The organism is Paenibacillus sp. CF384 (assembly GCF_900106745.1).
In the GTDB taxonomy this organism is placed as follows: Bacteria; Bacillota; Bacilli; order Paenibacillales; family Paenibacillaceae; genus Paenibacillus_Z.
In genome coordinates, this window is sequence record NZ_FNNV01000002.1 from 88,514 (window position 1) to 100,564 (window position 12,051).

Consider the following 12,051-nt stretch of genomic DNA (forward strand, 5'->3'; position numbering starts at 1 on the left):
CTGGAGGGGTTTATTTGAAGAGGATGTGGACTTACTTTCAGGGTCTTAACAATCAATTCCGCAACAAAATGATATTATCCTTCTTTATTGTCATCAGCCTTACGGCTTTTATCATGGGTTATTCTTACTATCGCATTATGAGCCATGAGCTCGAAGCCTCTACCTTGCAAGGACTTGAGAAGCTGACGGAACAAACGGTGGATACCCTTGACCTCCATTTCAAGACAATCGGTAATACCGGATATAGTTATTTCAGCGATACATCGCTGCAGAAGTTTCTGGATGCCCCTCTCAACTTTGATACCCAGCAGTATTATCGAAACAAGCTCGCCTCCCAGAAAGTACAAAATCCACTCATTTCATTCATAGCGATCACGGACCTTAAAGGGGAGCAGATCAGCAGTTACTACTACTACAATGCCAGTGTAAGGAAACTTCTCGATCAGGAGCAAGCTATTCTTTACAAGAAGGCGCTCGCACTGGATGGCTTCCCTTTCTGGAGCGTGTCCTATACTACGATCAGCACAACGGTTACGCCAGTCAAGACCGTCAGCTACATCCAGCTGCTGAAACGAATCACGATGAATGCCCAGCATCCCATTGGCTACATCAAGATCGATATTGACCCCCGCGTGCTGGAGAAAACCTTGCTGGGCTTACAGAACGATGACGGCAGTATGTATTATATCGCGGATACAAGCGGACATATTGTGTACTCCCGCAATGAAGAGGAGATCGGCAAGTCCATCGCCGGCAGCCCTTTATTTAACGGCTATAAGGAAGCACGGACGAATACGAAATATGTGGATTTCCGCTTTCAGGACGATGACGAGAATACCAATATCGGCTTCTATCACAAGCTTGGGGTCAGCGATTGGATCGTCCTCGGCAGCGTGCCGCTCGACCGTATTCTGGAGAAAGTCAATACGTTCCGGAATACGCTGATTCTTATCGCAGCCATCAGTTTCTTGATCGCCATGCTGCTCGGCTCCCTCATTGCCGCCGGGGTTACGCGACCACTCAAGGAATTAAATAAGAAGATGAAGCTCGTAGAGATGGGCGACTTCCAAGCATTCATTGAAGTGAAAGGCTCCGATGAGCTGTCCACCATACAGCATAGCTTCAATAAGATGACATCCGAAATCAGCACGCTTATTTCCAAGGTGTATGAAACCGAGCTCTTAAAGAAAGAAGCGGAGATTAAAGCACTGCAAACGCAGATCAATCCTCATTTCCTCTACAATACGCTCAGTACGATCGACAGCATCTCTTCCATTCATGGCGATGAGCGGATCTCTTATATTTGCCTGGCGCTTGGCAAGATGCTAAGGTACAACCTCAATGGCGGCAGCATTGCCACGATTCGGGAAGAACTGGATCACTTGCACCAATATCTCTCGATTTATAAAATCCGATTTCCCGAGAAGTTTGATTACGAAATCCATACGGATGAGCAGATCGGCTCTTACATTCTACCGAAGTTTCTCATTCAGCCGCTTGTGGAGAATGCCATCATTCATGGGCTTGAGCAGAAGGTGGGCTATAAATTCGTCCGTGTGACACTCGTCAGCCTTGATGAGCATTCGCTTCAGATTATTGTTGAGGATAACGGAGTCGGCATGGAACCCGCCATGATTGAGCTGTTTCACCGCAAGCTGAGCGATCCAAACGACATGATGTCCCGTCAGATTTCCACTCGAACGATGATTGGACTTTCCAATGTGTTTAAACGCATTCAGATGTATTACGGCAGCGATCCTCAGGTCGTGATTGACAGCAAGCCGGGGGCGGGGACGCGGATTTACTTTGTATTACCAAAGCAAACGGCAGGGGGCGGTACCGATGAAAGTGTTAATCGTGGATGATGAGCCGTTGCTTCGAGAAGGGTTAATTCGTAAAATCGCCTGGGAGACGCTCGGCCTGCAGCTTGCCGGGGAGGCCGGAGACGGCTTCGAGGCCATGTTTCAGCTGGCAAATTGTCAGCCGGACATCGTCCTGACCGACGTTCGTATGCCGGGGATGGACGGGCTGCAATTTATAAATTCCGCACGGGTCAATTTTCCGCGGACCAAATTCGTGATCATCAGCGGATTCGATGAATTCGAATATGTACGTGAAGCGCTTCTCTACAACGTAAGGGATTACCTGCTGAAGCCGATCGACAAAGAGAAGCTGCATGTGCTGCTCGAGGGTATTTGCGAGGAGCTGCGGAAGGAGCAGCAGGAAGCTGCCGATCGCAGCAAGCTCAGCGAACTAAGCGAACTAAGCGATATGATTCGACAGAGCAATTTGCAGCCGCTGGATTTTCAGTTGACGCATCTCATTTCCGAACAGGAACTGCGATGGGACGGCATTCCAACTAGCCTTATGCAGTGTACCTCCTTCGCCGGAGCATCCGTCAAGATCGTGTACCGCAACGAATCCTCTCGTTTTCAAGAGAATGACGAGCCGCTCGCGAGATTTGCGATTCAGAACATTATAGAGAATACATTAGCGGCCGAGGCCGGCATCCAGTTCTTAGTATTCAAGCACGCCTACCACTCCGAGGAGATCGTTGTTTTCCTCGGCTCACAGAGCCAGCTTGACCTGCAAAGACTGCCTGAAACCTTCAATCAAACGGTAGAGTGGATCAAGCAGCATCTGGGTCTCGTGATCTCGATCGGCCTCGGCGGCATCAAGCCGGAGATGACGCAGCTTCGACTCTCCTGCATGGAAGCGCGCAAGGTGCTGCAGAATCGCTTACTCTTCGGCAATGGCAACGTATATACCGATATCGAGACGACTTCCTCCGCCGCAGCCGCCTATCCGCGCATCTTCGTACAGGCCGAGCGCGGACTCAGCGCGATGCTCGAGGAAGGGCGCCACCAAGAGTTTCTCGATTATGCGGGCCAGCTGTTCCGCACGCTCGCTGAAACGTCCGGTGCCAGATATGAACAAGTGGAATACCTTTATACGGATATCATTCACATGCTGCGCAAGTATGCGGCCAAGACCGCAACCGATCTGCCCAATTGGAACCTGGGCACGCCAATCGCCAGCTTAGACAATCTCCGAAGCTGGAAAGATATCATCGACATCATCGAGCAGCAGTTGCAGCGTCTGAGCGGCATGCTGAACCGGGGAACCGATCAATCCTGCGACGAAATTATCGAGAGCGTCAAGCAATACATCGAGGTTCATTATTCGGAGGAGCTGTCCTTGCAGTGGGTCGGCGAGACGTACTTCATCCATCCTAACTATTTCTCCAAACGTTTCAAGACGGTCGCCGGTATCAGCTTCAATGACTATTTAACCAAAGTGCGCATTGAACGCTCCAAGGAGCTGCTTCGGACGACAACGCTCAAGATCGCCCGAATCTCGCAGCTTGTCGGCTATGAAGATCAGAACTACTTCTGCAACGTGTTCAAGAAAGTAACCGGAACCAGCCCTTCGGTGTTCCGAGGCTAAGCGCATAAACGATCAGAATGGTCGAGAACCCCAACGTTCCGTTCCTAAACGTTGGGGTTCTCTTGTATTCATTGAGGTGTACATCCCCGAAGAGACGCATTCGAACTTTAACGGTTGTGACAGTGGCTATTTGGGGCAATTGCCCCTTTTTCTAATCTAACGGTTGCCAGCGAGCTTATTTGAACGTTTTCCAATGGAAACCGACCAATTGGCTGCAAATAAGCTCTGTCACAACCGTTACAATTCAATGATGGCTATTTCTCATGAAATAGCCACTCTGACAACCGTTAGCGCTATATTCATGTTAAATAGACAATGGCTAAGCGAAACATTAAGTAGTTGGCAACGTATAGAGTCGTACATGAAATTAAGAAGCGAGTGATATTTGAAATGAAAAATAACGGAAATGGTTCTTTTTTAGGCGTTAGCATTGCTTTAGGTGCCGCATTTGGAGTAGTATTCGGTAATATAGGTCTTGGAGCTGCATTTGGAGCGGCAGTCGGAATAGTAATCGCTGTGTTTAGAAATAACCAAAAAAAAGATTAATAAGACAACAAAGGGGCTGCCCGGATTATCTCGGGCAGCCCCTTTAATCTGCGAAATCTAGCGACTGCGAAGCTTCGAGAGCAGACGCAGAATTTCGATATAAAGCCATACCAACGTCACGATCAAGCCGAACGCCCCGTACCATTCCATGTACTTCGGCGCTCCGCGCTGCGCCCCTTGCTCGATGAAATCGAAGTCGAGGACAAGATTCAGAGCAGCGACTATGACGATCACGAGCGAAATACCGATTCCGATCAAGCTGTTGTCATGCAAATACGGAACCGTTACACCGAACATCCCGAGCACGATGCTGACCAGGTAAACGAGCGCAATACCGGCCGTCGCCGCGAATACGCCAAGCTTGAAGTTCTCCGTAGCTTTGATCAATCTTGTTTTGTACGCGAGCAGCAAGGCGATGAACACACACATCGTAATTAACGCGGCTTGCAGCGTAATGCCGTTAAACCTTCCTTCATAGCTGGCCGAAAGCGCTCCGAGGAACGCACCTTCCAGCGCGGCATAGACCGGCACGAGATATCGCGCTGTTGTCGGCTTGAAGCTAATTACGAGTGCCAGGATCAGGCCGCCTATTGCTCCGCCAATCGCAAGCCCCGTCACATTCTGGCCATTGAAATACATGGACCATGTGGCGAACGCGGCCCCAAGCAGAATCGCTAGTGTAATAAATGCTTTGTTTACTGTACCTTCGATCGTCATCCGATCAGCACCAAGATAATGGCCTGATTTCTCGAAAGACTTGTCATTCAAAGTTGGATTGCCGCTGCGACCTAGCAAGATCAATCACCTCATCCATAGATTTACATCTATTATAGCATTCTCACTATTAGTCGGCATTAATCCAGCTTACATCTTTATCTGTCAAATAGGCATGCCATTCCTTCGGCGCTTCCACGTCGCTCACGATGATATCGACATCTTTGACATCGGCGATTTTGTAGAACTGCATGGCACCGAACTTGGAGTGATCCGACAAGATAATGCTTTGCTTCGCATGGCTCATCAGCTGCTTAGCCAATTGACCGCGCTCGGCATCGAAGCTCGATATCCCTTTCTCGATCATAATCCCGTCTATCGAGATAAAGGCTTTATCCGCGTAGAACTGCTCTACCATCCGCTCCGTTAAAGACCCGCTCACTCTGGAATGTTTGGCATTCACTTTGCCGCCGAGAAAATAGATTTCGCCGGAGAAGAAACCTTTATTCTGGTAATCGATAAGCAGATACATGATTGGGGCTGAGAGGGTAATCACCGTAATATTTTTACGATTGAGCAAATAATGAACCATCTGCAGCGTCGTTGAACCGTCCTCAATAAAAATAATATCGTTATCTTCCACGAGCAAAGCAGCAGCGCGACCGATTCGCCTCTTCTCTTCAGCTCGAATGACCTCGCGTTTGAGATGAGTAGGCTCTTCGCGGGTTAGATTGATCTTCACCGCACCGCCGTACACACGCTTCAGCTTATTCTGCTCCTCTAATTCCTCCATATAGCGGCGAATCGTTTCAGAGGATACTTTTAACTGATCGACTAAATCTGAAGTTCGTATTGTCCCCTTCAGGTTCAGTGCATTTAAGATATAGTCCTTACGTTCTTCGCCGATCAACGACATGTGTACGCAGCCTCCTCACAGCCAGAAGCGTCTCCGCTCCACAGCTTCGATTAAACGTTCCATATCCGCAGCATGTACATCCCCGATATTACCGATTCGGAACGTATCCGCGGCTGTGATCTTCCCGGGGTACAGCACGAAGCCTTCTTCCTTCATCTCTTGATAGAATCGTTCGAACGTGAACGACGGCGAATCCGGAAAATAGAAGGACGTAATGATAGGCGAATGATGGCGAGCAGGCAGCAGGGTTTGGAATCCCAAACGCTCCATACCTTGAACGAGCATCCGCTGATTCGTTTCATAACGCAGCTGACGCGCCTTCACGCCGCCTTCATCCTCAAGCTCCAGCAGCGCTTCATGGAAAGCATGCACGACATGCGTCGGGGAAGTGAAACGCCACTTGCCGCTGTACCGCTCCATGGAATCCCATTGATCAAACAGATCGAGCGACAACGACCGGGCAATCCCTTTACACTGCTCAAGCTGCTCCTTGACTGCGATGACAAAACCAAATCCGGGCACCCCTTGGATGCACTTGTTGCAGCTGCTGATCAAGAAATCGATGCCGAGCTTCTGAACATCCATTTGGATGCCGCCAAACGTACTCATTGCATCGACGATCAATACTTTCCCGTGACGCTTCACCGTGCCCGCAATGTCTGCGAGTGGATTTAACATGCCGGTCGTCGTCTCGCCATGCACCATGGCCACATGCGTGATAGACGCGTCGGCAGTAAGCACTTCATCGAGGTGATGAGGATCTGCAGGCTCTGTTTCACCAGAATCAAGCACGACCGTTTCAATGCCCAAGGTATTGGCCATCTGAACAATCCGCTGTCCGTATGCACCATTCACTAATACAGCCAGCTTGCCAGCCTGTGGAATAACAGATCCAATGACCGATTCTACGCAATACGTACCGCTTCCTTGCAACAACACACTCGTATAGGCTTCTGGTTGTTGGGTGGCCAGATGCACAAGCTTTGCCCGAATGTCTTGGACCAGATCATTATATTCCTTGTCCCATGTACACCAGTCCCGCAGCATTGCCGCTTTGACTCGTTTCGTCGTGCTGAGCGGACCTGGTGTCAGGAGCAAATACGGGTTCTCGGGAATGTTCGTGTAGGTCATGGTTTGTCCCCCTGCTCCAAACGAGCATTGATTAATCCAATAATGGTGTCCAGTTCGCCGATGGAATCGATGACGTAATGTGCGCCTGCCGCCCGATATTTCAGTTCAACAGCAAGAAGCTTCTCGCTTAATTCTTGAGGAGGACACGCAGCCACTTCTGCTTCCGTCATGCCAAGCTCGCTGCTGCCTTTCAAGACTCCAACCGTCCAAACGCCTGCATTGACGCCTTCTTGTATATCGCTGATCGTATCGCCTGCTTTGACCATATGCTTCATCGGATAAAGATCCAAACGAATGGCATTCTCATAGATCATCCACGGATATGGACGTCCTGCCGGAACATCATCAGGAGTAATGAGTAAATCCGGGGCATACCCTCTCTTATTCGCTTCTGTCGCTACAACTTTCATCATTTCGAATGTGTAGCCTGTCGTGGATCCGATCTTGATTCCTTGTTTGCGCAATCGTTCCATGAGCTCGATCACGCCTGGAATAGGCTCTGCATAGTTAGCCAGAATGGAGAAGAGTATTCGTTCGAAATCCGTATACATCTCATTCACATCGGCATCATTCGGGATTCTGCCGTATTTGGCTTCCCACAGCCCCGCGATACGCTCCATCTCGCACAATGTTCGCAAATGATCGATTTTGAGCATCCCCATTGGCTTGCGCGCTTCATCCATAGTAATCTCGATGCCCTTATTCGCGAATACCTCTATAAACACCGCAACCGGTGCAAAACAACCATAATCAACCGTAGTCCCTGCCCAGTCCAAAATTACGCCTTTAATCGTCATCTAAATGACCTCCTTTATTTGTGAACCTGCCATGCTTCGGATTGTCTTCTAATGCGTTTGACCGCCAGTTCATAGAGCGAGCGGACAACAATGTTCGTGAGAACGATCAACGTGGACATTGCGGCTGCAGCCGCGACGTCTCCGGCATCATCCATGCTAACGATGGAAACGGAAGCCAAGTTCGTATCGGCCGACCGTAAGAAAATCACGGCAGATACAGTAACCATGGCATTCACGAAATAGTAGATCGCATTCTCGAGAATGACCGGCAGCGACAACGGCACCGTTACGCGCAGGAAGGTGCGGTAGAACGGAACTCGCATCGATTCCGAGACAAGCTCGAACTCTTTATCCAGCTTCTTCAGGGAAGCTGTCGCCGTGATAAACGGCACGGAATAGAAGTGAACGATATTGGCGAGTACGATAATCGCCAACGTGCCGTAGATTCCGCCAAGCGGATTGCTCGGATTATTAAAGAAGAAGATATAGGCTAGACCGACGACCATGCCGGGTAACGCAACAGGCAGGATCGAGAGAAAGTAACCCGCTTCTCGGATGAGCTTCAATTCCTTGGACTTTTCGATAAAATAAGCAAAAACGAACGTGACAATCGTACCGATTACCGCGGTGAAAAAAGCGGCTTTCAAGCTGTTCATATACGGACCTAGTCCGCCTGCCGCAACTCTCGTGAAATCGTAATGCTTCAAGCCGAGACTCAGATCATAAGGCCATACTTTGACGCATGAAGCATAAACCATTGTGACGAGTGGAATGAGAATACCTAATGCCACGACAGTGCTGAATACCGTAAACAGGACGTCGCGCGTTCGTTTCTTCTCCACGCGGTAAGGCGTAGATTTGGCTGACAGCATCGAACGCTGCTTGCGGTCGACGATGCGGTTTACAACGAAGGCAATTACGGCCGGAACGGTAAGCAGGATGCCGACTGCTGCTCCCATGGACATATTTTGCTGACCGATAACCTGCTTGTAGATGTCGGTTGCCAGTACATTGAACGATCCGCCAACCGCCTGCGGTGCTCCGAAATCCGTAAAAGAGGCTGTAAAACAGACAAACACAGCGCTGATTAATCCATATTTGACCGATGGTAATGTAACCGTGAAGAATCTTCTCAGCTTGCCGGCTCCCATCGACTCCGCCGCTTCGTAGAGACGGAAGTCGGTAATCGAAAGCGCGGTAAGGAATATCATATACGCTTGCGGGAAGATGTAGATGACTTCAGAGATGATAATGCCGACCGGGCCGTACAACTGAATGTCGACCCCTGGGATATGGCCGAAAAACCCGGTTGTAATCAACCCTTGATTCCCAAACAAATAGGTCAAAGCGATGCCGTGCATGATAGTCGGTTCAAATAACGGAAGCAAAGCCACGTATTTGAAGAACCCTTTGCCCCGCACAGCGGTTCGCGATATGCCAAAGGCATAGAAGAAAGCAAGCGTACCCGCGATAATCGTGGACACGACAGAGATAAAGATCGTATTCGTTAAGGATTGGGACAAGGCCGGTGTCGTGAAATAATGAACGAAATTATCCAGTCCGTTAAATTGACCATCCCGATTCAGAAAAGCTTTGCTAAACAAGGTACAGAGTGGAAATAATACAATCACCATTAAGATGAATACGACACTTACGATGATGATACGCCGTATCCATTGCTCACGGTCTCTCATCCGAACACCAACTTCTCGGACTGAAAGTGGATGCGTTTCGTTGTGGGAAGTTCAAGGAATACGTTCGCATTTCTGGATAGCTGCATGTGTGCAGCGGCCTGTGACGAAATGTCCACGATCATCGTTTGGTCGGCGATTGTGCCCTGCTGCGATGCAATTTCCTGCTGCTCGACTTGGACGGTCAAGCGATAGAAGGAACCGCGGAATTCAATATTTCGTACAATGGCCGGCATTCCGTTAGCAATCGGCATCGTGTGAATATGAACATGCTCGGGTCGAATTGCCCCATGATCCATGAAATTAATGGCACCGATAAAATCAGCGACAAACGGGTTGGCCGGCATATCGTAAACCTCCTGCGGCGTTCCAAGCTGCCTGATCTCGGCATTATTCATGACTACGATACGGTCTGCCATCGTTAACGCTTCTTCTTGATCATGGGTAACCATGACCGTAGTAATGCCGAGCTTCTCTTGCAGCTCGCAGATTTGCTCTCTCAGCTTCTCACGAACCTTCGCATCAAGCGCGGATAACGGTTCATCCAATAGCAGAAAATCGGGGGACAATACAATTGCCCGAGCAAGCGCGATTCGCTGTTGCTGTCCGCCTGACAGCTGAGCCGGGTAACGATCACCCATATGCGCCAGGTCTACGAGATCCAGCACATGTCTGACTTTCTCGTTAATTTCTTTCTTAGCTAACTTCTTGCCTTGCAAGCCGTAGGCCACGTTCTGATAAGCCGTTAAATTCGGAAACAGGGCGTACGATTGAAAAACCATGCCGAAATTCCGTTTGGCCGGCGGAAGCTTCGTGATTTCTTTACCACCTGCAAGGACACTTCCTTCGGTCGGCGTTTCAAGGCCTGCGATGATACGCAATAAGGTTGTTTTGCCGCATCCGCTTGGGCCTAACAAACAAATAAATTCGCCTTTTTGAATCGTCAGGTTGATATCCTTGAGTGCGGTAAATGAGCCGAAATGTTTATGAATATGTCGCAGGGACAGGTAAGCTTGTGACATAAGAGCCTCCCTTTATTGGACGGAAGCTGCCCGGCACTATGCCCGCGCAGCTTCTTCCTTTTGCTTAGTAATAGGGTGATGTAAGGCGTTATTCCGTTTTCGGTTCGCTCTTCGCGTTATAACGTTTATCCCACTCTGCTAGCGTGTTGTCTCTGTTTTTGGCTGCTTCATAGAGGTCATTCTTAATTAGCTGCTTCACCGGATCCTGCAAATAACCTTCAGGGATTACAGTCGTATCCGCTTTGGTTGCGAGAATGGCGAAGTTCTTGTTGTATTCCTTCATTGCATCATCTGTAATTGCCCAATCCAGGAAATTCTTCGCTGTTTGTTTGATGGCTGATTTCTTCATCAAAGCATTGGCTTCCACATCCCAGCCTGAACCTTCTTTCGGGAAAACAACCTCGACCGGCGAGCCTTTCTTCTTCTCTTCAATACCGCGGTAGCCGAAGGAAATCCCGATCGGATACTCGCCTGTACCTGCCATCTTCGCAGGCTTGGAGCCAGAATGTACATACATCGCGATGTTATCGTTCAGCTTATCCATGTACGACCATGCATCGTCTTGGCCTTTCAGTTGAAGGAGGCCGGATACGGTAAGGAATCCTGTACCGGAAGAAGATGGGTTTGGCATCGTGATAAGACCTTTATACTCCGGTTTAATTAGATCCTCGTAGGATTGCGGAATGGGCAGGTTCTTCTTCTCAAGCTCAATCTTATTCACTACAAACGCTGTTTCCCAAGCATCGATACCTACCCAGTGAGCAGGTTCGTTCTTGTCTTTAAAGTCGGGTTGGATACGCTCCACGCCTGCCGGCGAGTAACCTTCCAGCATTTCGTTCTGGTCTAAGACGAGCAAGCTGGTTGCCGCTACGCCCCAGACAACGTCAGCTTGCGGGTTGTCTTTCTCAGCCAGCAGCTTCGCTGTGATAACGCCCGTTGAATCACGAACAACATTCAATTTTACGTCTGGGTACTTTTCTTTGAAGGTTACCAGGTATGCGTTGATTTGATCATCTTCAAGCGCCGTGTAGATCGTCAAATCTTTGCTCTCTGTATCTACGCCGTTGTTTGTTCCCTCATTTGCCCCCGCAGATGCTTGATCTGTATTTGCTTCCGGTTGCGCTTGTCCGCAAGCTGCCATAATGGAGATTGTCATCAGTGTTAGAACGATAAGTGCGATAAACCTTTTCATTATTCGATACCACTCCCTAATTGTCCAGCTCGGTTTGTTGACCAAGCTTCGATACTCTAAATATAGGGGTCAATTGTAATTTCAATATTAAATGCAAGTTAAGAAATTGTTTTTGTTTGTGTATTGGTTGTTTTTAGTTGCGTTTGGGGGTTGTAATGTCTTCTTCTATGGTATTGTTTGGTAGCCATTTAGAACCTTTCGCTCGCAGTCAGCCTTTGTTTGATTGCTTGTTTGCTTGTTTGTACCTGCTATTATTCTAAGCCGCAATTGTTATGCAGCCATTATTCGCATGTAAACTGATTGTTCTTCTGATGGTTTATATTGGATTTGGTTGTGATTGATTCGCTAACCCTCCAGAACGCGCGACTCCCGCACAAGCCGCGAAAAACTTCCCAAGCCCCACATTCCGGTATCCCACAACCCTTACTTCAGGACTCCGAAAATCTAACGAACCGTACAGGTCTTATTCGGTCCATTTTCGGGACTTCGAGAATCTAACGAACCGTACAGGTCTTATTCATGGGAAATCGGCCTCCAAGCATCAAGAAACCATCAAATAGGACCTGTACGATCCTTTAGAATTTTTTGGGAGCTG

General features: G+C 48.8%; 10 protein-coding genes. 3 read left to right on the plus strand and 7 right to left on the minus strand.

Translation table 11 applies throughout. From position 1 onward, the window contains the following. The first annotated feature begins 23 nt into the window (after positions 1-23). The 3 genes from BLW29_RS06115 (at position 24) to BLW29_RS31340 (ending at position 3,993) form a co-directional block, all read left to right on the plus strand. On the plus strand, positions 24-1,865 hold the full coding sequence (locus tag BLW29_RS06115; protein WP_090977330.1) for a cache domain-containing sensor histidine kinase: 1,842 nt from the start codon (positions 24-26) through the stop codon (positions 1,863-1,865). Then, positions 1,843-3,447, plus strand: coding sequence for a response regulator transcription factor (locus tag BLW29_RS06120; protein WP_090977332.1), 1,605 nt, complete (start codon positions 1,843-1,845; stop codon positions 3,445-3,447). The genes BLW29_RS06115 and BLW29_RS06120 overlap by 23 nt, the downstream gene beginning before the upstream one ends. A gap of 390 nt (positions 3,448-3,837) precedes the next feature. Then, positions 3,838-3,993, plus strand: coding sequence for a glycine zipper domain-containing protein (locus BLW29_RS31340; RefSeq protein WP_177186504.1), 156 nt, complete (start codon positions 3,838-3,840; stop codon positions 3,991-3,993). Positions 3,994-4,050: 57 nt separating this feature from the next. Here the strand turns inward: BLW29_RS31340 and BLW29_RS06125 are convergent, their stop codons facing one another. The 7 genes from BLW29_RS06125 to BLW29_RS06155 all read right to left on the minus strand — a co-directional run bounded on the left by BLW29_RS06125 (position 4,051) and on the right by BLW29_RS06155 (position 11,456). Next, entirely contained in the window at positions 4,051-4,788 is a 738-nt protein-coding gene (locus tag BLW29_RS06125; protein ID WP_090977334.1) for a Bax inhibitor-1/YccA family protein, read from the minus strand. Between the two features lie 49 nt (positions 4,789-4,837). Further along, complete coding sequence (locus BLW29_RS06130; RefSeq protein ID WP_090977336.1) at positions 4,838-5,623, minus strand: DeoR/GlpR family DNA-binding transcription regulator; 786 nt, start codon at positions 5,621-5,623, stop codon at positions 4,838-4,840. Positions 5,624-5,638: 15 nt separating this feature from the next. Further along, positions 5,639-6,739 (minus strand): 2-aminoethylphosphonate--pyruvate transaminase, encoded by a 1,101-nt coding sequence (gene phnW / locus BLW29_RS06135; RefSeq protein WP_177186522.1) that lies wholly within the window; start codon positions 6,737-6,739, stop codon positions 5,639-5,641. Positions 6,740-6,750: 11 nt separating this feature from the next. Next, positions 6,751-7,551, minus strand: a complete 801-nt coding sequence (gene phnX / locus BLW29_RS06140; protein WP_090977340.1) for a phosphonoacetaldehyde hydrolase — start codon at positions 7,549-7,551, stop codon at positions 6,751-6,753. A 14-nt stretch (positions 7,552-7,565) separates the two neighbouring features. Next, a complete protein-coding gene (locus tag BLW29_RS06145) occupies positions 7,566-9,245 on the minus strand; it encodes a putative 2-aminoethylphosphonate ABC transporter permease subunit (RefSeq protein ID WP_090977342.1) in 1,680 nt (559 codons plus the stop codon). Next, entirely contained in the window at positions 9,242-10,264 is a 1,023-nt protein-coding gene (locus BLW29_RS06150) for an ABC transporter ATP-binding protein (RefSeq protein ID WP_090977344.1), read from the minus strand. The genes BLW29_RS06145 and BLW29_RS06150 overlap by 4 nt, the downstream gene beginning before the upstream one ends. Before the next feature lie 88 nt (positions 10,265-10,352). Next, the gene (locus tag BLW29_RS06155) at positions 10,353-11,456 is read right to left on the minus strand and encodes a putative 2-aminoethylphosphonate ABC transporter substrate-binding protein (protein ID WP_090977346.1); all 1,104 of its coding nucleotides are present in this window, start codon (positions 11,454-11,456) and stop codon (positions 10,353-10,355) included. Between the last annotated feature and the right edge of the window lie 595 nt (positions 11,457-12,051).